Genomic DNA, 23007 nt, shown 5'->3' with positions numbered 1-23007 from the left:
TCGGGGGCCGGGACCGTACCCCAGGTCACCATGCAGACTTCAGACAAGCCCGCCCGGCACGCGGAGTGGCTGCTCATCGCCGCCCTCGTCGTCATCGCGATCCTCGCCCGCTGGGCCGGATTCCGCGAGAAGACGAACGACATGAACATCTTCTTCCAGTGGTATCACCAGCTGGGCCGGGTCGGCGACTGGCGTGCGCTCGGGGCCGACGTGGGCAACTACAACGCGCCGTTCGTCTATCTGCTGGCCTTCGCGCACCTTCTGCCCGGCCCGCTGCTGCTCAAAATCAAGGCGATCTGGGTGCTGTTCGACGTCGTGCTGGCGTTCTTCGCCTACCGCATCGTCGGCCTGCGCCATCCGGGCAGCCGTAAGCCGATGGCCGTCGCGCTGGTCGTCGTGCTGCTGCCGACGGTGGTGCTCAACGCGTCGTGGTGGGGCCAGGTCGACGCCATGTGGGCCGCCCCGGCGCTCGGCGGCCTCTATTACCTGCTGCGCGGCAAACCGTGGTGGGGTGTCGCCCTGTGCGGTGTCGCGCTGGCCATGAAACCGCAGGGCGTGTTCATCTTCCCGCTCCTGCTGCTGCTCGCCCTGAGCGGCCGCCTGCCCTGGCGTACGCTCCTGGCCGCCCCGGCCGCGTACCTGCTGCTCGACCTCCCGGCGATCGTCTTCGGCCGCAACCCGGTCGAGCTGCTCACGATCTATTCGATGAACCGTCAGGCCGTCAACGTGCCCGAGCTGAGCCTGCGTGCCCCGAACGTCTTCGCCCTGGTCACCGGCAGCACCCGGGAGGACGGGCTGCGGATGCTGGGCTACCTGTTCTGCGCGGCGGTGGTGATCGGCGTCATCTACGTGCTGATCGCGCGCTCGGTCGAGCTGACCACCGAGCGGACCGTGCTGGTCGCCGCGCTCTTCTCGATCCTGGTGCCGTTCCTGCTGCCCGGCATGCACGAGCGGTATTTCTTCCTGGCCGACGTGATGACGGTCGTGCTCGCCCTGTTCATCCCGCGGCTCTGGTACGTCCCGCTGCTGGTGCAGGCGGCGTCCCTGCTCTCCTACCAGCCGTACATGTTCGGCCGGGTCGTCCCCGTGCTGCCGACGATCGCCGCCCTGCTGATGCTGGCCGCGCTGCTCACCGTCGCCCACCGTCTCTTCCGCGACGCCTTCCGCCCGACGCTGGAGGACGAACTCGAGGCGATGACTAGTCCCCGTCCCCCACTCGAAGCTCCGCCAGCGCCCCTTCCAGCTCGTCGGGCTTGATCAGCACGTCGCGGGCCTTGCTGCCCTCGGAGGGGCCAACGATGCCGCGGGTCTCCATCAGGTCCATCAGGCGGCCGGCCTTGGCGAACCCGACGCGCAGCTTGCGCTGCAGCATCGACGTCGAGCCGAACTGACTGGTCACGACCAGCTCGATGGCCTGGATCAGCACCTCGAGGTCGTCGCCGATCTCCTCGTCGATCTGCTTCTTCTTGCTGGCCGGCGCCTCGATGACGTCCTCGCGGAACTCCGGCTCGCGCTGGTCCTTGCAGAACTTGACGACCGCCGCGATCTCTTTTTCGTCGACCCAGGCGCCCTGGATACGCGTCGGCTTGGACGCGCCCATCGGCAAGAACAGGCCGTCGCCCCGGCCCAGCAGCTTTTCGGCGCCCGGCTGGTCGAGGATGACCCGGCTGTCGGCCAGCGACGAGGTCGCGAACGCGAGCCGTGACGGCACGTTGGCCTTGATCAGACCGGTGACCACGTCGACCGACGGGCGCTGGGTGGCCAGCACCAGGTGGATGCCGGCGGCCCGGGCGAGCTGGGTGATGCGGACGACCGAGTCCTCCACGTCGCGCGGCGCCACCATCATCAGGTCGGCCAGCTCGTCGATGATGACCAGCAGATAGGGGTACGGCTTCATCACGCGCTCGCTGCCGGGCGGCGCGGTGATCTCGCCGCTGCGCACCTTGCGGTTGAAGTCGTCGATGTGGCGTACGCCGTTGGCCGCCAGGTCGTCGTAGCGCATGTCCATCTCGCGGACGACCCATTCGAGCGCCTCGGCGGCCTTCTTCGGGTTGGTGATGATCGGCGTGACGAGGTGCGGGATGCCCTCGTACGCGGTCATCTCCACCCGCTTCGGGTCGACCAGCAGCAGGCGTACCTCGTCGGGGGTCGACCTGGTCAGCAGCGAGACGAGCAGCGTGTTGAGGCAGGAGCTCTTGCCGGCGCCGGTCGCGCCCGCGATCAGGATGTGCGGCATCTTGGCCAGGTTGGCCACCACGAAGCCGCCCTCGATGTCCTTGCCCAGCGCGACCAGCATCGGGTGGTGATCGGCGGCAGCGGCCCGCGAGCGCAGCACGTCGCCAAGCGACACGTTCTCGGGGTCGGTGTTGGGGATCTCGACGCCGACGGCGCTCTTGCCCGGAATCGGGCTCAGGATCCGGACATCGGGCGACTTGACGGCGTACGCGATGTTGCGCGAGAGCTGCGTGATGCGCTCGACCTTGGTGCCCGGCCCGATCTCGACCTCGTATCGGGTGACCGTCGGACCCCGGGTGAAGCCGGTGACCAGCGCGTCGACGTTGAACTGCTCGAACACCCCGGTCAGGGCGGCCATGATCTCGTCGTTGGCGCGGCTGCGCGACTTCGGCGGCGAGCCCTTGCCGAGCAGCGACGGCGGCGGCAGGCGGTAGTCGCCCGGCACCGCGCTGATCTCGAGCTGCTCGGCCCGCGTGGGCAGCGGCTCCGAATGCTCCGGCGGCGGCTGCGGGGCGGGCTTCTTGCGGCTGGCCGGCACCTTGGGCACGGCCACCGTGTCGTGCAGCAGGAAGTCGTCCTCGTCAGCGGCCGGCTCCCCGGGCTCGCCGGCCAGGCCGATGTCGGCCAGCGATCCCTGCCGGCGACGCGACGAGCGGCCCTTCTTGACCGGCTCTTCCGGGTCGTCCTCGAGGTCGTAGTCGTCGGGCAGCTCGGGCGTGGGCAGCGGCGCACGCTCGGTCGAGCGACCCATCAGCACGTCGGCCAGCAGCATGATCCGCTCGGGGATCTTGTTGATCGGCGTAGCCGTGATCACCAGCAGCCCGAAGACGAACAGCAGCACGAGCAGCGGCACGGCGACCCAGGCCGTGACCGCCCGTTCGAGCAGCGCGCCGAAGCCGTAGCCGAGCAGGCCGCCGGCCTTGGTGATGCCGACGTCGTCGGTCGGATCCTCGCCGATGTGCAACAGCGCGGCGATGGAGATGACCAGGGCCGTCCAGCCGACCAGCGAGCGGCCGCGGTGCTCGGGGTCGGCCGGCTTGCGCATCAGCCGGATCGCGCCGTAGAGCAGCAGCAGCGGCAGGAGCACGGCCAGGCCGCCGAAGAACAGATGCGTCGAGTCGGCCAGCCACTGCCCCACCGGCCCGGCGCTGTTCGCCCAGACCGCCACCCCGACCAGGATGGCCAGGCCGAGCATGAGCAGCCCGCCACCGTCACGGCGGTGCTCGGGATCGATCTCCTTGGCCGTGGCGGCCTGCCGGCCGACGCCGCGGGCGGCCCAGCCGACGCTGTGGGCCAGGCCCATCCAGAGGGCGCCCAGGCCACGGCCCATGCCGGTGGCGATGGCCGAACCCATGCCGGGCCGCGCGCGCGACGCCGAACGCGTGCGGGCGGCCGGTCGGGTCGACTTGGTGGTCTTGCGAGCGGGCTGACGTGCCGCCGGCTGACGGGCACGACTGCTCGCGGCGCCGCGCGACGTGGACGCGGCGCGACCCCGGCTCGCCGGAGAGGTTCGGCCCGCCATGGTCACACCGTAACGCCGCGATGCTCATGAATCCGGTAGGCGCACCGACCGGCGTCGTATCCCGGCACCCGCGAGAGACCGCGACGTAGGGTCGTCCCCGTGCAACCGTTCACCAAGGAAATGATCACGGCCGCGCTCGACGCGCGCGAATTCAAGTACTTCGAGGACGCCGACGGCGACATCGGGGGCAACTTCCAGGGCAACCTGATCTATTTCTTCCGGATCGGGCAGCAGCAGGAGGTGCTCCAGATCCGGGCGATGGTGCAGCACCTGTTCCCGATGGAGGAGGTGCCCCGGCTCTACGAGTTCTGCAACGCGTGGAACCACGATCAGCTCTTCCCGAAGGCGTACGTGCACGTCAACGACGACGGGACGGTGCTGGTGATCGGCGAGGTGATCGCCGACTGGGAGCGGGGCGTGACCCCCGAGCAGCTCGACCAGGTGATGCTGGCCGCGATCGCCACCAGTGTCCAGCTCGCCAACGAGGTCGCCGAACTGCGGCAATCCTCCTGAGACGTGTGATGCCGGGGAGCCTCTCGGCTCCCCGGCATCAATCGCGCTCTCGCCACCTAGGCAGGGTTGGTGGCCGGGCGCGTCACGGGGTGCTGAACCCCAGCGTGTACGCGCCGTTGCCGGAGGTGGCGACGACGACGTACCGGTAGGTGCCGGAGCGGCCGTTGAAGGTCAGCTCCTTGTCGCCCTCGCCGGTGGCGCTGGCGACCGTGCGGAAGCCGCGATTGGTGAGTCGCTGCAGGAAGAGGTCGAAGTCGGCCCCCTCGGCGACGGTCAGGCAGGCGGTCTGGGCGCCGGCGTTCGACCGGAACGCGGCCCCGTCGGGCTGGGCCTGGGCGGTGCGGGCGCGGGGCAGGTTGCCCGTGCGCTGCGCGGCCTGGTCGTCGCAGGCGCCGGTGGACTCGGCCGGCGGGTCGCTCGGCGCGGCCTCGCCGCCACCGTTGCCCGCGCTGCCGCCGCCGCTGGTCACCAGCGTGAGGTCTTCCGCGGCCAGGATCTCGTTGATCGGCTGGAAGAAGGTCTCGCCGCCGACGGTGCAGTCACCCGAACCGCCGGAGGTCATGCCCTGGGCCTGGTCGCCGCTGAGCCACGGGCCGCCCGAGTCGCCGCCCTCGGCGCAGACGTTCGTGCGGGTGAGGCCGGTGACCGCGCCCTCCGGATAGACCACGGTCTGGTTCTTGGCCAGGATCGTGCCGCAGAACGTGCCGGTCGTGGAGCCGGAGCGGCACACCGCGGCACCCACCGGGGCCTCGGTGTTGCCGGCCACCGGCAGCTCGTTGCCCTCGAAGTCGTTGACCACGGCGCGCGGGGTCCAGTTGCCGTTGACCTCGACGAAGCCCATGTCGGCGTCGCCCGGGAAGGTCGAGGCGCGGACGGTGCCCTGAGCCTGCTGGTTGAAGCCGGTCGTGGTCGCGCCGACCTCGCCGCAGTGCCCGGCCGTGACGAAGCCGCCCTCGACCGAGAAACCGATCGAGCAGCGGGCCGTGCCGCCGGCGACCGCGATGAAATACGGGTCGGCGCCGCGCACGTCGAACAGCGGCTTGGGGCTGGCCGTGCTGGTCACGACCGAGTAGGTGCCGGTGCCGACACCGGCCGTGCGGGCCAGCCGCTTGGCCGCCGCCTGCTCGCCCGGCTTGGCCACGACGACCAGCTTGTTGGTGGCGACGTCGACATACCACCCGGTGATGCCCGGGGCCTCGGAACGGACCGAGTCCAGCTTTTCCTTGGCCTTGACCAGCGCCTGCTCGCTGCGCTGGACCAGCACCGGCTCGGCGCCGGCGGCGCGGACGGCCGCCTCGGCGTCCGGGTCGGTCACGGCGACCTTGAGCGTGTTGCCGTCGGTGGCCAGCCAGGCGCCACCGAAGTCGGCGCCCGTCTGCGCCGACAGCTTGGCGCTCACGCCGCTGGCCCACTTCGACCGCTGCAAGCGGGCCGTCGCCTGATCGCCATCCAGGCCCAGGTCACGCTTCATCGCCGCAAGGATCTGCGGCGCCACGCCACCCGGGCCGGGCCTGACGGCCTTACTCGACGGCGTGGTGCCGGCCATGGACGGCAGGGTGAAAGCCACCGCTGCCCCGGCCGCGACCACGACCGCCGCCGCCACGGCGATCCGTCTGCGCTGCATCTTGAGGTACTCCCCTCGCCATCGGCGCCGTGGGGGCGGCACCGTGACAGGAAGTACGGAGGACGGCAGCGAAAGGTTTAAATCTGCTCAGACTTCTACGACGGTCGGCACGATCATCGGGCGCCGGCGGTACGCGTCGTTGACCCAGCGGCCGACCGTGCGCCGCACCACCTGCTGCAACTGGTGCGTGTCGGTGATGCCGTCCTCGGCCGAACGGTGCAGCGCGGCGGTCAGCAACGGGATCACCGGGTTGAACGCCTCGGGGTCCTCGCTGAAGCCCTTGGCCGAGATGCTGGGCTCGCCGACCACCTTGCCGGTGACCGAGTCGATCACCACGGTGGCCGAGATGAACCCGCCGTCGCCGAGGATGCGCCGCTCGGTGAGCAGCGACTCGCTGACGTCACCGACCGCGAGCCCGTCGACGTAGACGTATCTGTTGGGTACCCGGCCGACGTGGCGGGCGTGCCCCTCGACCAGGTCGACGACGTCGCCGTCCTCGCAGAGCACGACCCGGTCGGGCGCGACCCCGGTCTCGACACCGAGCTGGGCGTGGGCGCGCAGGTGCCGCCACTCGCCGTGCACCGGCATGAGGTTGCTGGGACGCACCACGTTGAGCAGGTAGCGCAGTTCCCCGGCCGGGGCGTGACCCGAGACGTGCACCTTGGCCGTCTCTTTGTGCACCACGGTGGCGCCGGCCCGGGACAGCCGGTTGATCACCCGGTAGACCGAGGTCTCGTTGCCCGGCACGAGCGAACTGGCGAGCACGACGGTGTCGCCCGGCTCGATCGTGATGTGCCGGTGGTCGCCGTTGGCCATCCGGCCGAGCGCGCTCATCGGCTCACCCTGCGAGCCGGTCGACATGAAGACGATCTCCTCGCCCGGCATCCTGGTCGCCTCGTCCAGGCTGACCAGCAGGCCGTCCGGGATGTTGAGAAGGCCGAGGTCGCGGGCGATGCCCATGTTGCGGACCATCGAGCGGCCGATCAGGGCCACCTTGCGCTCGTACTCCCAGGCCGCGTCCATCACCTGCTGCACGCGGTGCACGTGCGAGGCGAAGCTGGCCACGATGATGCGGCCGCGGGCCTTGCCGAAGATCGAGCTCAGCACCGGGCCGATGTCACGCTCGGGCGCCACGAAGCCGGGCACCTCGGCGTTCGTCGAGTCGGAGAGCAGCAGGTCGACACCCTCGGCGCCGAGCCGCGCGAACCCGGCCAGGTCGGTGATGCGGCCGTCCAGCGGCACCTGGTCCATCTTGAAGTCGCCGGTGTGCAGCACCAGGCCGGCCGGGGTGCGGACGGCGACGGCGAGCGCGTCGGGAATCGAGTGGTTGACCGCGAAGAACTCGCACTCGAACGGGCCGAGCCGCTCGGTCTGCCCCTCCCGCACGGTCAACGTGTAAGGGTCGAGCCGACGCTCGGCCAGCTTGGCCTCGACCAGCGCCAGCGTGAACTCGGAGCCCACCAGCGGGATGTCGGCCTTGTGGGCCAGCAGGTAGGGCACCGCGCCGATGTGGTCCTCGTGGCCGTGCGTGAGCACGATCGCCTGCACGTCGTCGAGGCGGTCGAGGATCGGCGTGAAGTCGGGCAGGATCAGGTCGACGCCCGGCTGCTCCACGTCGGGGAACAGCACGCCGCAGTCGATGACCAGCAGCTTCCCGTCGAACTCGAGGACGGTCATGTTGCGGCCGATAGCGCCGAGACCACCCATCGGGATGACGCGCAGGGCGCCCTCCGGCAGCGGCGGCGGCGGATCGAGATCCACGTGGGCTTGACTCATTCGCGTTTATCTGTCTTTCGTCGTGAGGCCGGCCGCCCCTTTTACAGGGCGATGCCGGCGGCGGCGGCGTCCTGGCGCAGTTGGTCGAGCTCGGCGCCGGTCGCGTCGACCAGCGGCGAACGGACCGGGCCCGCCGGGCGGCCCTGAGCGTTCAGACCCGCCTTGACCAGCATGGTGCCCGGCGAGCGGAAGATGCCGGTGAACAGCGGCATCGCCTGCCGGTGCAGAGCCAGAGCGGCGGCGTTGTCACCGCGCTCGAACGCCTCGATCATGTCTTTGGCGAGCACGCCGGTGAAATGGGTGGAGGTGCCGACCAGGCCGGCCCCGCCGATCGACAGCAGCGGCAGGGTGGCCACGTCGTCGCCGGAGTAATAGGCCAGACCGGTGCGGCTGAGCACCCACGAACTGGCGGTCAGGTCGCCCTTGGCATCCTTGACCGCCACGATGCGACCGTGCTCGGCGAGGCGGCACATCGTCTCGGTGGCGATCGCCGTGCCGGCGCGGTGCGGGATGTCGTAGACCATCACCGGCAGGCCGACGGCATCGGCGACGGTGAGGAAATGCCTGGCCACGCCCGCCTGCGGCGGCTTGTTGTAATACGGCGTCACGACCAGCAGGCCGTGTGCTCCGGCCTTCTCGGCGGCATGTGCCAGTTCCAGGGTGTGTGCGGTGTTGTTGGTGCCCACACCCGCGATGACCTGGGCCCGGTCGCCCACCGCGTCGACCACGGCCCGGAGCAGGATTTCCTTCTCCGCGTCGGTGGTGGTCGGCGACTCGCCCGTGGTGCCGCTGACGACGAGCGCGTCGTTGCGCTGCTCGTCCACGAGGTAGGTGGCCAGTTTCGCCGCGCCCTCGACGTCGAGGGAGCCGTCCGGGGCGAACGGGGTGACCATCGCGGTCAGCAGCCGTCCGAAGGGTCGCGGGTCGTGCGTCATACCCACAACCTATAGGACGGCCCGGTCAGACGTAGAGCGCGGTGAACGGGGCCCAGGGCAGGTTGCGCAACACGCTCCAGACCCCCCACACAGCGACAAACGTGATCAGGACGGCGGGGCTGAGGTTGAGCTGCGGGAGGTTCCACTTGAAGAGGCGCTTCGCGGCCCAGGCGACGTACAGATAGAGAAGGAAGGGAACCGCGAAGGTGAAGAGGGCGTGGTGGCGGGCCGCGGCCGGGAGGTCACCGTGCAGCAGATACCACGCCGCGCGGGTGCCGCCGCAGCCCGGGCAGACGAAGCCGGTGGTGAACTTGAGCAGGCAGGTCGGGGCGTCGCCGGCGCCGGCCTCGGCCGGGTGGCTGGCCAGCGTGTAACCCACCGCGCCACCCATGCACACCAGAAGGGCCAGCGGGGCGGCCCAGATCGGCGACCCGGTCCAGATTTTCTGGACGAACCGGGTAACCCGGTCGGGCTCGCGGGCGGCCTGCTGCCGCGCGTAATAGGCCAGCCACTCGGGCGGCACCGGCGGGCCCTGCACCGGCTGGTCGTCCAGCCACGGGCGCTCGGTGGCGGTGGTCATGCCCGTCACGGTACACCGGCCCGGCCCGCGGCCGATCTTCGTCAGATCTCGGCTCTTCGTCAGATCTCGGCCGCGCCGGCGCCGGCCGCCCGCAAAGCGGCGGTCAGCGGGCCGGCCAGATCGCCCCGCTCCGGCGGCGCGATCTCGTCGAGCCCCAGCCAGCCGGCCAGACGATGCAGCTCGGCGGCGAGGGCGACGGCCGTCTCTTCCGCGTCGGCGCCGGGCTCGAGCCACGCGGCCGGGATCAGCAGCCGGCCCGCCTTGCGGTCGGCCTTGAGATCGACCCGGGCCGCGAGCTGGTCGCCGAGCAGGAACGGCAGCACATAATAGCCGTAGAGCCGCTGGGCGGCCGGCACGTAGATCTCGATGCGGTAGTTCATGCCGAACAGCCGCTCGGTGCGCCCGCGTTCCCAGATCAGCGGGTCGAACGGGCTGACCAGGGTGGACGCGCGCACCCACCGTGGGAGCTTCGCCTCATGATGCAGATAGGTCGGCTGCTTCCACCCCGGGACGGTGACGGGCCGCAACACCCGATCGTCGACCAGCTCGGCGACGGCCTGCTTGAAGCCGTCGACCGGCAGCCGGAAGTAGTCGCGCAGCTCGGGCTCGGCGGCCACCCCGAGGGCGCGGGCGGACAGCTCGACCAGCGCCCGGAAGGCGTCGACCGGGGCTGGGGTCGGCGCGTCGAGCACGGCCTGGGGCAGCACCCGCTCGGGCAGGTCGTAACGCCGGGCGAACGACGTCGTGCGTTCGGCCGCGGTGATCTGGCCGCTGTAGAACAGCCACTCGAGCGCCTGCTTGACGGCCGACCAGTTCCAGCCCCAGTGATCCTTGCGGCGGGGCTCGTCGTGCTCGATCTCGGCCGCCGTGATCGGGCCGCGGTCACGCACCACACCGAGGACGCGGGCGACCAGCTCGGGCTGCTCCTCGGCCACGCGGCGCATGCCACCCCAGGCCATCTCGGCCGCGCGGGCCATGCGCCAGCGGAACAGCGGCTGCAGATCGGTGGTGATCAGCGACGCCTCGTGACCCCAGAACTCGAACAGGTCGCGGGGCTTGCGATAGGCCGCACGCTCGAGCAGCTCGACCGGATAGGGGCCGAGCCGGCTGTAGAGCGGCATGAAGTGGGCCCGCTGCAGAACGTTCACCGAATCCATCTGGATCAGGTGGACGCGGCGCAGCACCCGCCGCAGGTGACGCAGATCGGTCGCGCCGCCCGGCTTGGGATCGGCGAAACCCTGCGCGGCCAGCGTCACCCGGCGGGCCTGCGCGACGGAAAGAGCATCTGGAAGAGCCATCGACGAGCACGTTAGAGCAGAGGTACGACAAAATCGCCGCATGACCGAGATCCGGCCGATCACCGAGGCTGACTACGACGAGGTCGCGGCTGTGCACGTCAAGACCTGGCAGACCGCGTACGAGGGAATTGTGCCGTCCGATTTTCTGGCCGCGCTGGATCCGGCGCAGTTCGCCGCCCGCCGCCGCAGCAACCCGCATCCGGACGCCGGCAATCTGGTCGCGGAGCAGGACGGCCGAATCGTCGCCTTCGTCACTTTTGGACCCGACCGTTCGGACCCGGCCGAGGGTGAGCTCTACGCCGTCTACGTGGATCCCGATCATGCGGGCCGCGGCATCGGCCGCAAACTCGTCGAGGCCGCGCGGGCCGGGCTGACCGCGGCCGGTTTCCCGAGCATGCGGCTGTGGGTGCTCGAGGAGAATCACGCGGCCCGCGGTTTCTACGAACGGATGGGCCTGACGCCGGACGGCACCCGTCAGAGTTGGACGCCGCGAGGCTCGGCGATCGAACTGCCCGAGTTGCGGTACGCGACGGCTCTGTAGGCTCCCCGCATGGCAATCGGCTTCGTCCGTCCCGCCCGTCCCGAGGACGCCGCGGAGATCGCCCGCATCCAGCTGGCCACGTGGCGCTCGGCGTACCGGCGCATGTTCCCCGCCCACGTGCTCGCCAACCTCGACGAGGCGTACCTGGCCCGGGGTTGGACCGAGGCGATCGAGCGCCCTCCGACCCCGCGGCATCGCGTGCTGGTCGCGCTCGAACAGAGCGAGACCGCGTCGTCCACCGTCGGGTTCGCCGCCTTCGGCCCGGCCGACGAGCAGGCGCTGGCCCCCGAGGAACCGCCCCTGCCCGAGACGGTCGCCGCCATCACCGACATGCTGGTCGAGCCGCGCTGGGGCCGGCGCGGGCACGGCAGCCGCCTGTTGTCGGCCGCGGTGGCGCACTGGCGGGACGACGCCTTCACGTACGCGGTGGCTTGGGCCTACGAGCAGGACAAGGCGACGCAGAAGTTCCTCACCTCGGCCGGCTGGGAGCCGGACGGCGCGGGCCGGGCCCTCGACGTGGACGACATGCTCGTCCCCCAGCTGCGGCTGCACGTGGCCGTGAGCGCAGAATAGAAGCGTGACCACGCCGACCTTCGTCTACGACGGCGATTGCTCCTTTTGCACGACGTGCGCCGAGTTTTTGGAGAAGCGCATCCCGACGCACGCCCGGGTGATTCCGTGGCAGTTCGCCGATCTCGAGTCGCTGGGCCTGACGGTCGAGCAGTGCGAGGAAGCGGTCCAGTGGGTCGGCGCCGACGGCCAGGTCACTTCCGGCCCCGACGCCATCGCCCTCATGCTCCGCGACGCGGGGCGGGCCTGGCAGGTGGCCGGCGGGGCGTTGCAGCTGGGGCCGGTCCGCTTGGTGGCCTGGCCGGCCTATCGCTGGATCGCCGAGCACCGGCACCTGCTGCCGGGCGGCACGGCGGCTTGCTCGCTGCCGCAGGCCCAAAGAGATCTCCTGTACGGCAAGGACGCCTGACCCCTGGCCGCTGGGCCGGCCTCGTGGCCGGTCAAGTCGATGGTTCGGGCTCCGCTGTCACCGCCGGTCAGGTCGATGGTTCGGGCTCCGCTGTCACCGCCGGTCAGGTCGATGGTTCGGGCTCCGCTGTCACCGCCGGCCGAGGCGTTCGGCCCAAGCGGCGCCGCGCCCACTCGATCGGTCGCACTCTCTCCAGCGCGAGGAAGCTGGCCATCGCCACGAGGTGGGGCGCGAACGAGATCGTGATCATCGCGAACGTCACGACGTGGAACGAGTAGAAGAAAGCCACGCCCATCCACCGGAACCGCTGCGGCACCACGAAGATCAGCGGGCTCAGCATCTCGAACAGCATGATGCCGAACTGGGCCGCGATCAGCACACCGGGGATCACCGCGATCTCGTCGGCCGGCCACGTGCCCCGGCGGATGATCGCCTGGGCCAGCACCGCGCTGGTCGGCCAGTCGATGCCGCCGAACCGGAGCTTGGCCCACGCGGCCAGGAAATAGGTGCAGACCACCGCCATCTGGGTGACCCGCAGGGCCCACCCGGCGGCCTCCGAGAGCGTCTTGTCGCCGAAGCGCGCCCGGCCGATCGTCGGCAGCACGGCCAGCGCCACGAGCAGACCGACCCGGTCGTGGTCGACCTTGCCGTAGCTCATCGCGATGACCATCCACTCCAGGTAGAGCGCGAACACCGCCCAGCCCAGAATGCGCGGCGCCCGGCCGGTGGCGGCGGCCAGAGAGAGCACGATCAGCGCCCAGAACACGGCCCAGACCAGGAAGTGCGTCGGCGTCGGCAGCGGGAGGATCCGGCCGATCAGCAGCGGCTCGTAGAGCTCGCCCGGCGTGTTGGCGTGGGAACGCACCCAGGGGGTGAAGACGGTCAGGTCGAGGGCGACGAAGACGTAGACCAGCGTGCGGAAGGCGGCGACCCGGCCCAGCGGCACCGGCGCGAACAGCCACTTCATGGGCGCTTCCATTCCGCCACGACCTCGTCACGCCAGGTGCCGGTGGGGCGGGCATGCTCGATGCCGTGCCAGCGCACGACGATGCGCACCGAGGTGAGCGGGGCGGCGCCGGGCGTGTGTTCCGCGTACGCCGAAGCGACCCGGCTCAACCGGGACGGATCATCCTCGTACGCCTGCTGCTGACCCTCGATCTCGGCCCGGCGGATGCCGCTGTTGCCCTCGGTGATCGGCACCGTGCGTCCGTCGGCGTCGACGCCCTCGACGCGGGTGTCGCGGGCGTCGCCGTTCGGGTCGGGCGCCGTCGAATACATCCTGAAGGGCCCGAACGGGAAGTCGTCGTCGGAGCCCCACAAGGTGCCGGCGAGCAGCAGGGCCCCCGCGAGCAGGGTGGCGAGCACCCGGACCCGGCGGCCGCGGACGGAAAGCTGGTTCACAGCGAGACAACTTATCGGCCGCGGTCCAGTCGGCGCCCGGCCGCCTGTGGATAACCTCCGCCTGTGGATAACCCGGATCGACCGGCCCGGATGGCGTAAGCTCTGGCCAGCCCCCGGGTGGGTGGGGTAGGGCCAGTTGGGGACCGGTTGGGGCTGCGCTCAGCATGGGTCAGCTCAGCATGGGTCCGGTCAGCATTGGTCAGCTCAGCTCAGCCCTTGTCCGCGCCGGCGGCGGCGTCGCGGACGAAGTAGCGCTGGAAGACGACGAAGATGATCGCCACCGGGATGGTGGCCAGCAGGGCCGCGCCCAGCTTCAGCGGATACTGCGTGCCCGCCCCCAGCGACCCGCTGACCAGGTCGGCCAGCCCGCGCGGCAACGTGAACAGGCTCGGGTCCTGCACCGAGACCAGCGTGTGGGGAAACTCGTTCCACGATCCGGTGAACGACAGGATGGTCAGCGTGATCAGCGCCGGCCGGGCCATCGGCAGCACCACCGACCAGAACATCCGGAACGAGCCGGCGCCGTCGATGCGGGCCGCCTCCTCGACGCTGACCGGCACCGAGTCGAAGAACTGTTTCATCACGAAGATGCCGGTGGCGTCGGCCAGCAGCGGCACGATCAGCCCGGAGTAGCTGTTGTACATGCCGAGCTGGTTGAGCACCAGGAACTTGGGGATGAGCAGCACGACCGGCGGCACGGCCATCAGCGCGAGCAGCCCGCCGAACAGCGCCTTGCGCCCGCGGAAGCGCAGCCGGGACAGGGCGTAGCCGGCCATCGAGGCGAACAGCACCCGGCCGATCGTCACCACGACCGTGACCAGCACCGAGTTGCCGAGCCAGGTGGGAAAGCCGGTGCCTTCGAAGATGCGTACGAGCGAATCGGTGACCAGCGGGGACGGCACGGGCGAGAGCGGGTTGTCGGCCGCGTTCGACTCGGTCTTGAACGAGTTCGCGATCTGGATGACGAACGGGTAGAGGAAGACCAGGGCGAAGAAGATCAGGATCGCGTAGCCGAGAAAGCGCGAGGTCAGCGTACGGATCATGCGGCACGCTCCCGGGTCAGCCAGCGCTGCAGCAGGGTGAGCAGCACGATGATCACGAACAGGACGAAGGAGATGGCCGCGCCCGAGCCGTAGTCGAAGTCGCGGAAGGCCGTGCGGTAGGACAGGAACGCCGGGGTCAGGGTGGTCTTGGCCGGGTTGCCCTGGCTCATCACGTAGATCTGGTCGAAGACCTGCCAGGTGCCGATCAGCCCGAGCGTGATCACCAGGAACATGGTCGGGCGGATCTGGGGCAGCGTGATGTGGCGGAAGCGCTGCCACCGGTTGGCCCCGTCGATCAGGCCGGCCTCCTCGAGCTGCACCGGCACGTTCTGCAGCGCGGCCAGGAACATCACCATGAACGTGCCGGAGGTGGTCCAGATGACCAGCGAGATGATCGCGCACATCGCCACGCTCGGCCCCGACAGCCAGTCCCACCAGGCCAGGCCGAACAGGCCGTGATCGGCCAGCAGGGACGGGGGTGCGGACACGCCGAGCTTTTCGAGGAGCAGGTGGATCAGGCCGCGCGGGTCGGAGAACCACTGCGGGCCCCGGATGCCGAAGACGCTGAGGATCGCGTTGATCGCCCCGCCGTTGGCGAACATGAACAGGAAGACGACGCTGATCGCCACCGAGCTGGTGACGGACGGGAAGTAGAACGCCGTACGGAAGAAGCCCTTGCCCTTGAGCAGGCGGTTGTTGACGATCAGCGCGAGCGCGAGGGCGAGGACGGTCTGGATCGGCACCACCAGGAACACGTAGTAGGCGTTGTTCCGGATGCTGGTCATGAAGTCCTGGCGGGCCAGCCCCTCGTCGGTGAACAGCCGGGTGTAGTTGCCCAGCCCGGCGAAGGGCACGTCGCCGGTGAACGGGCTGCCCTGGCCGTTCCAGCGGGTCAGGCTGACCCACAGCGCCATCAGGATCGGCAGCAGCATGAACAGGCCGAGGATGATCAGGGCGGGGGCAACGAACAGCCAGCCGGCGGTCCGCTCGTTGCCCCGGATGCCACGGGCCACCTCAGCCCCCGAGGGCCGTTTTGGCGTTCTTGTCGAAGCGTTGCAGCACCGCCTTGGGGTCGCCGTTCTGCAGGCCTTGCAGTCCGGCGTCGAGGTCGGCCAGCACGCTGTCCATCTTGGGGGCGTTCACCGGGCCCTGGGCGTATTGCGCACCGGCCACGAACGCGGCGTCACCGGGGTTCTGCTGCTGGTAGGTGGCCTGCGCGTCCTGCCGGGAGGGCATCACGCCGAACGCCTTGCTGAAGCTGAGCTGCTGGTCGGCGCTGGTCATGGCCTGCACGAAGGCGACCGCCTGCTGCTTGAACTTGCTCTTGGCGGCGACGCCCCAGCACTGGGTGAAGCTCAGCGTGCCCTTGCCCTTGGGACCGGCCGGCAGTTCCTTGACCGTGTACTTGATGTCGGGGAAGTCGGCGCTCAGCGCGCCCTTGATCCAGTTGCCTTCGATGGCCATGGCGGCCTTGCCCTTGCCGAAGGCCTCGCCCGCCCAGCCCGCGTCCATCGCCTTCGGATACTTGGCCAGACCATCCTTCAACAGCCCCTGTACGTACGTGAGGGCCTCGACGTTCTGGGCGGTGTCCCCGGTCGCCTGCTTGCCGTCGGGGCTCACCCAATATCCGCCGGCCTGCACGAGGAAGGCGCCGATCCGGTCGCGGGTGTCGCCGATCGCGAGCGGGGTGATGCCCTTGGCTTTGATCTTCTGAGCGCTCGAGCGCAGCTGGTCCCAGGTCGTGGGGATGTCGGCGTCGGTCAGTCCGGCCTTCTGCCACAGGTCGGTGTTGATCTGCAGGGCGAGGGTCGAGGTGTCCTTCGGCACGCAGTACAGCTTGTCCTCGTAGGTGAAGCTCTGCCGCAGGTTGGGCAGGAACGCGTCGACGCCGGCCATGCCCTGCGCGTACGGCTCGAGGGCCCCGACGCTGGCGTAGTCGGCGAACCGGGCGGCGTCGACGTAGAAGACGTCGGGCGGCGTGCTGCCGGCCAGCGCCTGGCCGAGCTGCTGCACGATGTCCTGGGCCGGGGTGATGGTGGCCTTGTTGCCGCTGCTGGAGGCCCACGACGCGGCCGCTTCCCGCACCGCCTTGGTCTCGGCGTCACCGGACGACGCGATCATGATCTTGAGATCGGCCGGTCCGGCGCTTTCCTGGGTGGTGGTCGATCCGTTGTCGTCGAAGCCGCTGCCGCAGGCGCTGACCGCGACGAGCACGGCGGCCAGCGCGGCGCCGCAGAGTTTGGTTCTCATCAGTTCTCCAGGGGGTCAGGCCGTCTGACGAACGACCAGGGACGGAGGGAGCAGGACGGTCGTCGGGAAGGACGGCGCCCGGCCGTCGAGAAGCTCGCCGAGAAGGCCCATGCATCGGGCGGCCGCCTCGGCGAGCGGCTGACTGACGCTGGTCAGCCCGATCGCCTGGGCGACGGCGGTGTCGTCGAAGCCGACCACCGCGCAGTCACGCCCCAGGTCGCGGGCGGCCCGCAGCGCACCGAGCGCCAGCGAATCGCTGGCGCAGACCAGGGCGGTCGGTGGATCCTCTTCGCGCAGAACCGACAGGGCGGCGGCGGCACCGGATTCGACCCCGTCGACCGTTTCCCGCGCGGTTCCCCACGGGCCGAGCACGCGATGCCATCCTTCGCGCCGGGCGTCACCCACGCCGGAGCCGGCGGGCCAGCCCAGGAACCCGATCCGGCGATGACCGGCGGCGAGCAGGTGCTCGGTGGCGGCGGCCGTGCCCGCGGCGTTGTCGACGTCGACCCAGGAGTGGGTGTCGGGCGCTCCCCACGGCCGGCCGAAGGTCACGAACGGCACGTCGCGGGCCGCGAGCCAGGACGTACGGGGGTCGCCGTGGTGGGTGCTGGTCAGGACGAACGCGTCCAGGTCGTACGCGGAAAGCAGCTCGTCGTAGGTGGCGATCTCGTCGGCGTCGTCGGCCGCGGTGTAGAGCATGACGCGATAGCCGGCGAGTCCGGCGGCGTCGGTGAGCCCGTGCAGGAAGCGGTCGAGCACCGAGCCGTTGATGCCGTCGCGGGCGGGTTCGATGCGCACCGCGATGAGGCGCGACCGGCCCGTACGCATCTGGCGCGCGGCCTGGTTGACCCGATAGCCGAGCTCGGCGATCGCTTCCCGGACGCGCTCGCGGGTCTCCTCGCGCACCACGTCCGGCGTGTTGATCACGTTGGACACGGTCTGGCGGGAGACGCCGGCGCGTTGAGCCACCGTCGCGATCGTCACCTTTTCCACCGAGATGCGGCCTCTCTAGGTCTTGAACGATCAAATTCGGATAAGGCAAGATTGGATCGATCAAGTTACGGGGTTGTTTCGCACTTTGCCTTTGCCCCGGCCCGCTGTCAACCCGGGAGTTCGACCTTGTCTCTGCAGCCGCTTCTGCACGATCTGGTGCCCACCCTGGCCGCGCCCACCTCGGCGCTCTCCGGGCCCGACGGTCAGATCCGGGCCAGCGGCGTGCAGGGGGTGTTCCACGCCGACCGCCGGGTGCTCTCGCTCGCGCTGCTGCGCCTCGACGGCCGCGAACCCGAGCCGATCGGTCACGCGCAGGCCGGACCGGGGGCGACGCGGTTCGTGAGCCTGGCCCGCTGGCTGGGCAATCCCGGTCCCGACCCGACGGTGCGCATTGATCGCGTACGCCGGGTCCGGGCGGGCGGCCTCGACGAGGAGATCACGATTTCCTCCACCGCCGACGCGCCGGTGACGACCACTGTCACGATCTCGACGGCCAGTGATCTCGCGCCGATCGAGCAGGTCAAGTCGGGCAACGCCGGGCCTCCGGTCAACGACGATTTCCCCGTACGTCTGCAGGGCGATCTCGACCGCACGGTGACGATCCCGCCCGGTTCCACCGTCGTCCTGCGCTGGTCGCTCGAGGTGGACGATCCGCACGCCGTGATGTTCCCCGGCCCGCGCGGCTCCTTCTCGCGTCCGACGGTCACCGGCCCCGACAAGCGTCTGGCCCGCCTCCTCGACCAGTCCCTGGACGACCTGGCCGCGCTGCGCCTGACCACCGCGATCGACGACGGCGACACGTTTCTGGGCGCCGGCGTGCCCTGGTATCTCACGCTCTTCGGCCGCGACAGCCTGTGGGCCGCCCGGATGATGCTGCCGCTCGGCACCGACCTGGCCCTCGGCACGCTGCGGGTGCTGGCCCGCCGTCAGGGCACCAAGGTCGATCCCGCGACCGGCGAGGCGCCCGGCAAGATCATGCACGAGTTGCGGCGGTCGGACGTGGAGGTCGAGGGGCGGCTGCCGGCGGTCTACTACGGCACGATCGACGCCACCCTGCTCTGGGTCAGCCTGCTGCACGACGCCTGGCGCTGGGGCCATGACCCGGCCGGGATCGCCGAGTTGCTGCCCGCGCTGGAGGCGGCGCTGGGCTGGCTCGCCGATCACGCCGACCCGGACGGCGACGGCTTCCTCGAATACCTCGATCCGACCGGGAGTGGCCTGGCCAACCAGGGCTGGAAGGACTCGCACGACGCGGTCCGCTTCCACGACGGCCGCCTGGCCGACCCGCCGATCGCGCTGGCCGAGGTGCAGGGCTACGCGTACCGGGCCGCCCTCGACGGCGCCGCCCTGCTCGACGCGTTCGGCCGTCCCGGCGGGGACCGCTGGCGTTCGTACGCCGACGAGCTGGCCACCCGGTTCCGCGCCGCCTTCTGGGTGGCCGGCGGCCGCTACCCGGCCCTGGCCCTGGACCGCGAAAAGCGCCCAGTAGACGCCCTGACCAGCAACATCGGCCACCTGCTGGCCACCGGCTTGCTGTCCGGTAACGAGGAGGCCCTGGTCGCCGCCGCCCTGTCCTCAGACGAAATGTCCGGCGCCTACGGCCTGCGCACGATGTCGTCGGCCGACGCCGGCTTCGCCCCGCTGTCGTACCACTGCGGCTCGGTCTGGGCCCACGACACCGCGATCGTGGCCGCCGGCCTGGGCCGGGCGGGCTTCGCCATCGAGGCCACCCGCCTGATCGACGGCCTGCTCACCGCCGGCGAGGCCTTCGGCTTCCGGCTCCCGGAGCTGTACGCCGGCGACGCCCGCGCCGACCTCAACCGCCCCATGCCCTATCCGGCCTCGTGTCACCCACAAGCCTGGTCGGCTGCCGCCTCTGTGCTGATCACCCAGTGCTGGCTGGGCCTGCAGCCCGACGTCCCCAACGGCGTCGTCCGTCTGAACCCGCTCCCGGACGCCCCCGACGTCACCGGCTTACGCATCGCGGGCCACCCGGTCTCGGTCACCGGCGGAAAACTCACCGGCCTGCCACCAGGCGTGAGGCTGATCTGACCGGGCAACGTCACCGCGGCAGCACTCAATCGAGAAAGCTGTCCAACCCCACGGTCAATCCCGGGTGCTGCGAAATCCGCCGCACACCCAGCAGCACTCCCGGCATGAAGGACACCCGGTCGAGGGAGTCGTGGCGGATCGTCAGCGTCTCGCCGAGCGACCCGAAAAGCACTTCCTGATGGGCAACCAGACCCGAGGCCCGTACGGAATGAACCCGTACGCCATCGATGTCGGCTCCCCGCGCCCCGTCGACCTCTTCCTTCGTGGCGTCGGGCATCGGTCCGAGCCCCGCCTCGGCCCGCGCCTGCGCGATCAGCTTGGCCGTGTGCGTCGACGTGCCGCTGGGCGCGTCCAGCTTGCGCGGGTGGTGTTGCTCGATGACCTCGACGGATTCGAAATAGCGGGCGGCCCGGGTGGCGAACTGCATCATCAGCACCGCGCCGAGCCCGAAGTTAGGGGCGATCAGCACGCCGACGCCGGGTTTGCCGTCGAGCCAGCCGCGCACCTGACCGAGCCGCTCCTCGGTGAACCCGGTAGTGCCGACAACCATGCTGATGCCCTGATCAATGGCCCAGTGCAGGTTGTCCATCACGACGTCGGGCGTGGTGAAGTCGACGAACACCTGGGCGCCGGCATCGGACGCCTGGAACAGCTCGTCACCCTGATCGATCATGGCGACCAGTTCCATGTCGCCGGCCGCGTCGACCGCCTTGCACACTTCGAGGCCCATGCGGCCCCGGGCTCCGAGAACGCCGACGCGAATCGGGTCAGGTTGCTGAGTCACCCGGATAACTTAACGCACCGTTTCGCAGGTCCCGTCGTTCGGATCACGCGGGAGCGAGGCGAGGTCCGGGTGGTGGCTGACGTCGGCCGCGAGGCGGCCTAGTACCGGCTTTGTACTTGGTCGCCTCGCGGACGCCGTCAGGCGCCATCCGGGCCACGCCGCAGCCCCTCGTGATCCGGACGACGGGACCTGACCCACCAGCGCTCGGCGCGGCCCACGACGAAGAACGTGCCGGCCACGTAGAGCCAGCCCACCAGCACGTCGATGACGTAGTGCTCGCCCGTGTAGACCAGCGTGAACGTCATCGCCAGCGGGTAGGCCAGCAGCAGCGGCCACCACCGCCGGCGCACCATCGGCAGGAAGAAGGCAACGGCCATCATCGCGTACGCCGTGTGCAGTGACGGCATGGCGGCGACCGGGTTGGACTGGTCGGCCTGCAGCGCGTTGAGGGTGTTGCCGGCGCCGTGCAGGCCGATCACGTCGAGGCCGCGGGACGAGAAGCGGGCGACCGTCTCGGTCAGGTAGCCCTCGTCGGAGGCCCACCAGGGCGGGGCCGCCGGGTAGAGGAAGTAGGTGATCAGGCCCGCGCAGCTCAGCGTGATCCAGCGGCGGATGAAGCGGTAGGACAGTTTGCGGCTGCGCAGCCACAGCATCACGGCGACGGTCGGCACGGTGAGGAAGTGCGAGATGTAGACGACCGTCGTCACCACCTCCCACCAGGGCACGTGGTTGGCGTCGTACAGGTGCTGCTGAAGCCAGATCGTCGGGATCCGGCCGCCGGTGAGCCACCCGAACATGTCCTCGTCCGCGTCGATCATGAACTGGACGTGCGGGGCGAACAGCTTGTCGGCCGCGCCGCGGGACAGGTTGTAGCCGATCAGCAGGACCACGACCGGGCCCCAGTCGCGCAGGAAGAGCAGGTGCTCGCGCCAGGGCAGATAGTTGCGCCAGGCGATCGTGGCCAGCCAGAGCCAGCCGAAGGCGGTGAGCGGATCGCTGGTCGGCACGCCGACCAGCCACACGAAAACCGCGAAGGCCGCCGCCCACACCGTCATCCCGATGATCCGGCGTTTCCGCTGATCGGGTGTGATGGCGGGGGCGGGCGGCGGTGGAGTCTCCAGCGTCGTCACGGGGACCAAGGTTAGCGGTGCGTGCCGAACGCGTTTTCGTCGAAGGGCCCGACGGCGGCGAGCGACATCGGCTGGGTCAGCAGATCGGCCGCGATCTCGTTCACCTCGTCCGGTGTCACCGCGTCGACCCGGGTGAGCAGCTCGTCGACCGACATCAGGTCGCCGTAGAGCAGCTCGGACTTGGCCAGGCGGCTCATCCGCGACCCGGTGTCCTCCAGGCCCAGCACGTACGAGCCCTTGACCATGCCTTTGCCCCGGGCGATCTCCTCGGCGGTGATGCCCTTGGTTCCGACCCGTTCGAGTTCGGTGCGGGTGAGGTCGAGGACCTCTTCCACCTTGCCGGGCGCGCAGCCGGCGTACACGCCGAACAGGCCGGCGTCGGCGTACTGGCTGGCGTACGAGTAGACCGAGTAGGCCAGGCCCCGCTTCTCGCGGATCTCCTGGAACAGCCGGCTGGACATGCCGCCGCCGAGCACGTTGTTGAGCACGCCCAGGGCGAAGCGGCGCTCGTCACGGCGGCCGATCCCGACCCCGCCCAGCACCAGGTGGCCCTGTTCGGTGTCGCGGTTGCGCACGACCGTGTGCGGCTTCTGGGTCGGCACCCGCTTGGAGCCCGAGCGGGGTCCGGCCGGGTCGGCTGGGCCGGAGTCGAGCGCGGTGCCGGCCAGCGCCTTGCGGACGAGCCGCACGACGGTGGCGTGGTCGAGGTTGCCCGCGGCCGCGATCACGATGTTCGGGGCGGTGTAGCGCCGCCGGTAGAACCCGTGGATCTGGTTGCGGGTCATCGGGGTGATCGATTCCTCGGTGCCCGAGATCAGCCGGCCCAGCGGGTGGGTGCCGAAGACGACCTCGGTGAAGACGTCGTGCACCTCGTCACCGGGCTCGTCCTCGTGCATCGCGATCTCTTCGAGGATCACGCCGCGCTCGGTCTCGACGTCGGCCGGGTTCATGATCGAGTCGGCCACCGCGTCGCAGAGCACGTCCACCGCGAGCGGCAGATCGGCGTCCAGCACCCGCGCGTAGTAGCAGGTGTATTCCTTCGTGGTGAAGGCGTTGGTCTCGCCGCCCACGGCCTCGATCTCGGCCGAGATCTGCAGCGCGGTGCGCTTGTGCGTGCCCTTGAAGAGCAGATGTTCGAGGAAGTGCGAGGCGCCCGACATGCCGGGCGTCTCGTCGCGCGATCCGATGCCCACCCAGACGCCGAGCGAGGCGCTGCGGGTGGTCGGGATCGCCTCGGTGACGATGCGCAGCCCGCTCGGCAGGGTGGTGCGCTTGGCGCCGTCCGCAAGGGTCTGGGTGACGGCGCGGGCCGGCTTTCCGGCCGGCCCGCGGGAACTCGCTGTCACAGTTG

Annotated in this window: 21 protein-coding genes; 6 read left to right on the top strand and 15 right to left on the bottom strand. The window is 70.2% G+C overall.

Features of this window, described 5'->3' with window-relative positions; all coding sequences use genetic code 11:
* Positions 1-30 precede the first annotated feature (30 nt).
* Positions 31-1257 (top strand): glycosyltransferase 87 family protein, encoded by a 1227-nt coding sequence (locus tag ACZ3I4_RS29415; protein WP_465385265.1) that lies wholly within the window; start codon positions 31-33, stop codon positions 1255-1257.
* Here the strand turns inward: ACZ3I4_RS29415 and ACZ3I4_RS29410 are convergent.
* Complete coding sequence (locus ACZ3I4_RS29410) at positions 1199-3757, bottom strand: FtsK/SpoIIIE family DNA translocase (RefSeq protein WP_465385264.1); 2559 nt, start codon at positions 3755-3757, stop codon at positions 1199-1201. The genes ACZ3I4_RS29415 and ACZ3I4_RS29410 overlap by 59 nt on opposite strands.
* A gap of 99 nt (positions 3758-3856) precedes the next feature.
* Here ACZ3I4_RS29410 and ACZ3I4_RS29405 point away from each other — a divergent pair, with 99 nt between their 5' ends.
* A complete protein-coding gene (locus ACZ3I4_RS29405; RefSeq protein WP_465385263.1) occupies positions 3857-4270 on the top strand; it encodes a YbjN domain-containing protein in 414 nt (137 codons plus the stop codon).
* Between the two features lie 82 nt (positions 4271-4352).
* Here the strand turns inward: ACZ3I4_RS29405 and ACZ3I4_RS29400 are convergent, their stop codons facing one another.
* From ACZ3I4_RS29400 to ACZ3I4_RS29380, 5 genes are all read right to left on the bottom strand, one after another.
* Positions 4353-5894 (bottom strand): S1 family peptidase, encoded by a 1542-nt coding sequence (locus ACZ3I4_RS29400; protein WP_465385262.1) that lies wholly within the window; start codon positions 5892-5894, stop codon positions 4353-4355.
* Positions 5895-5981: 87 nt separating this feature from the next.
* On the bottom strand, positions 5982-7670 hold the full coding sequence (locus ACZ3I4_RS29395; protein ID WP_465385261.1) for a ribonuclease J: 1689 nt from the start codon (positions 7668-7670) through the stop codon (positions 5982-5984).
* Between the two features lie 41 nt (positions 7671-7711).
* The gene (gene dapA, locus ACZ3I4_RS29390; RefSeq protein WP_465385260.1) at positions 7712-8605 is read right to left on the bottom strand and encodes a 4-hydroxy-tetrahydrodipicolinate synthase; all 894 of its coding nucleotides are present in this window, start codon (positions 8603-8605) and stop codon (positions 7712-7714) included.
* A 25-nt stretch (positions 8606-8630) separates the two neighbouring features.
* Positions 8631-9185 (bottom strand): DUF2752 domain-containing protein, encoded by a 555-nt coding sequence (locus ACZ3I4_RS29385; protein ID WP_465385259.1) that lies wholly within the window; start codon positions 9183-9185, stop codon positions 8631-8633.
* Positions 9186-9244: 59 nt separating this feature from the next.
* Complete coding sequence (locus ACZ3I4_RS29380; protein ID WP_465385258.1) at positions 9245-10483, bottom strand: winged helix-turn-helix domain-containing protein; 1239 nt, start codon at positions 10481-10483, stop codon at positions 9245-9247.
* Positions 10484-10523: 40 nt separating this feature from the next.
* Between ACZ3I4_RS29380 and ACZ3I4_RS29375 the strand changes: the two genes are divergently transcribed.
* The 3 genes from ACZ3I4_RS29375 to ACZ3I4_RS29365 are packed head-to-tail and all read left to right on the top strand — an operon-like array spanning position 10524 to position 12003.
* Positions 10524-11024 (top strand): GNAT family N-acetyltransferase, encoded by a 501-nt coding sequence (locus ACZ3I4_RS29375; RefSeq protein WP_465385257.1) that lies wholly within the window; start codon positions 10524-10526, stop codon positions 11022-11024.
* Between the two features lie 9 nt (positions 11025-11033).
* On the top strand, positions 11034-11597 hold the full coding sequence (locus tag ACZ3I4_RS29370; protein ID WP_465385256.1) for a GNAT family N-acetyltransferase: 564 nt from the start codon (positions 11034-11036) through the stop codon (positions 11595-11597).
* Positions 11598-11601: 4 nt separating this feature from the next.
* Positions 11602-12003: a thiol-disulfide oxidoreductase DCC family protein gene (locus ACZ3I4_RS29365; RefSeq protein WP_465385255.1), complete on the top strand. Its 402-nt coding sequence runs from the start codon at positions 11602-11604 to the stop codon at positions 12001-12003.
* 103 nt (positions 12004-12106) lie between these two features.
* Here the strand turns inward: ACZ3I4_RS29365 and ACZ3I4_RS29360 are convergent, their stop codons facing one another.
* The 6 genes from ACZ3I4_RS29360 to ACZ3I4_RS29335 form a co-directional block, all read right to left on the bottom strand.
* On the bottom strand, positions 12107-12970 hold the full coding sequence (locus tag ACZ3I4_RS29360; protein ID WP_465385254.1) for an MFS transporter permease: 864 nt from the start codon (positions 12968-12970) through the stop codon (positions 12107-12109).
* Positions 12967-13404, bottom strand: coding sequence for a hypothetical protein (locus ACZ3I4_RS29355; RefSeq protein ID WP_465385253.1), 438 nt, complete (start codon positions 13402-13404; stop codon positions 12967-12969). The genes ACZ3I4_RS29360 and ACZ3I4_RS29355 overlap by 4 nt, the downstream gene beginning before the upstream one ends.
* 209 nt (positions 13405-13613) lie before the next feature.
* The gene (locus ACZ3I4_RS29350; protein ID WP_465385252.1) at positions 13614-14447 is read right to left on the bottom strand and encodes a carbohydrate ABC transporter permease; all 834 of its coding nucleotides are present in this window, start codon (positions 14445-14447) and stop codon (positions 13614-13616) included.
* A complete protein-coding gene (locus ACZ3I4_RS29345) occupies positions 14444-15460 on the bottom strand; it encodes a carbohydrate ABC transporter permease (protein WP_465385251.1) in 1017 nt (338 codons plus the stop codon). Before ACZ3I4_RS29345 ends, ACZ3I4_RS29350 begins: the two co-directional genes overlap by 4 nt.
* Before the next feature lies 1 nt (position 15461).
* The gene (locus ACZ3I4_RS29340) at positions 15462-16697 is read right to left on the bottom strand and encodes a sugar ABC transporter substrate-binding protein (RefSeq protein WP_465385250.1); all 1236 of its coding nucleotides are present in this window, start codon (positions 16695-16697) and stop codon (positions 15462-15464) included.
* Positions 16698-16712: 15 nt separating this feature from the next.
* Positions 16713-17681, bottom strand: coding sequence for a LacI family DNA-binding transcriptional regulator (locus ACZ3I4_RS29335; protein ID WP_465385249.1), 969 nt, complete (start codon positions 17679-17681; stop codon positions 16713-16715).
* Positions 17682-17816: 135 nt separating this feature from the next.
* Here ACZ3I4_RS29335 and ACZ3I4_RS29330 point away from each other — a divergent pair, with 135 nt between their 5' ends.
* A complete protein-coding gene (locus ACZ3I4_RS29330; protein ID WP_465385248.1) occupies positions 17817-19742 on the top strand; it encodes a glycogen debranching N-terminal domain-containing protein in 1926 nt (641 codons plus the stop codon).
* A 25-nt stretch (positions 19743-19767) separates the two neighbouring features.
* On the opposite strand, the gene dapB is transcribed toward ACZ3I4_RS29330, so the two are convergent.
* From dapB to ACZ3I4_RS29315, 3 genes are all read right to left on the bottom strand, one after another.
* A complete protein-coding gene (gene dapB / locus ACZ3I4_RS29325) occupies positions 19768-20526 on the bottom strand; it encodes a 4-hydroxy-tetrahydrodipicolinate reductase (RefSeq protein WP_465385247.1) in 759 nt (252 codons plus the stop codon).
* 137 nt (positions 20527-20663) lie between these two features.
* On the bottom strand, positions 20664-21581 hold the full coding sequence (locus ACZ3I4_RS29320) for a phosphatase PAP2 family protein (RefSeq protein ID WP_465385377.1): 918 nt from the start codon (positions 21579-21581) through the stop codon (positions 20664-20666).
* Between the two features lie 86 nt (positions 21582-21667).
* Entirely contained in the window at positions 21668-23002 is a 1335-nt protein-coding gene (locus ACZ3I4_RS29315) for a M16 family metallopeptidase (protein ID WP_465385246.1), read from the bottom strand.
* Between the last annotated feature and the right edge of the window lie 5 nt (positions 23003-23007).

This window comes from Actinoplanes sp. NPDC021490 (assembly GCF_055562135.1).
The sequence above is the reverse complement of the archived record's forward strand: the minus strand, read 5'-3'. Positions and strand labels throughout refer to the sequence as shown.

Bases quoted from the DNA above. Each gene is read 5' to 3' on its own strand.
- ACZ3I4_RS29415 (WP_465385265.1), top strand. From the start codon at position 31: ATGCAGACTTCAGACAAGCCCGCCCGGCACGCGGAGTGGCTGCTCATC.
- ACZ3I4_RS29410 (WP_465385264.1), bottom strand. From the start codon at position 3,757: ATGGCGGGCCGAACCTCTCCGGCGAGCCGGGGTCGCGCCGCGTCCACG.
- ACZ3I4_RS29400 (WP_465385262.1), bottom strand. From the start codon at position 5,894: ATGCAGCGCAGACGGATCGCCGTGGCGGCGGCGGTCGTGGTCGCGGCC.
- ACZ3I4_RS29395 (WP_465385261.1), bottom strand. From the start codon at position 7,670: ATGAGTCAAGCCCACGTGGATCTCGATCCGCCGCCGCCGCTGCCGGAG.
- dapA (WP_465385260.1), bottom strand. From the start codon at position 8,605: ATGACGCACGACCCGCGACCCTTCGGACGGCTGCTGACCGCGATGGTC.
- ACZ3I4_RS29385 (WP_465385259.1), bottom strand. From the start codon at position 9,185: ATGACCACCGCCACCGAGCGCCCGTGGCTGGACGACCAGCCGGTGCAG.
- ACZ3I4_RS29380 (WP_465385258.1), bottom strand. From the start codon at position 10,483: ATGGCTCTTCCAGATGCTCTTTCCGTCGCGCAGGCCCGCCGGGTGACG.
- ACZ3I4_RS29375 (WP_465385257.1), top strand. From the start codon at position 10,524: ATGACCGAGATCCGGCCGATCACCGAGGCTGACTACGACGAGGTCGCG.
- ACZ3I4_RS29370 (WP_465385256.1), top strand. From the start codon at position 11,034: ATGGCAATCGGCTTCGTCCGTCCCGCCCGTCCCGAGGACGCCGCGGAG.
- ACZ3I4_RS29360 (WP_465385254.1), bottom strand. From the start codon at position 12,970: ATGAAGTGGCTGTTCGCGCCGGTGCCGCTGGGCCGGGTCGCCGCCTTC.
- ACZ3I4_RS29350 (WP_465385252.1), bottom strand. From the start codon at position 14,447: ATGATCCGTACGCTGACCTCGCGCTTTCTCGGCTACGCGATCCTGATC.
- ACZ3I4_RS29340 (WP_465385250.1), bottom strand. From the start codon at position 16,697: ATGAGAACCAAACTCTGCGGCGCCGCGCTGGCCGCCGTGCTCGTCGCG.
- ACZ3I4_RS29320 (WP_465385377.1), bottom strand. From the start codon at position 21,581: ATGACGGTGTGGGCGGCGGCCTTCGCGGTTTTCGTGTGGCTGGTCGGC.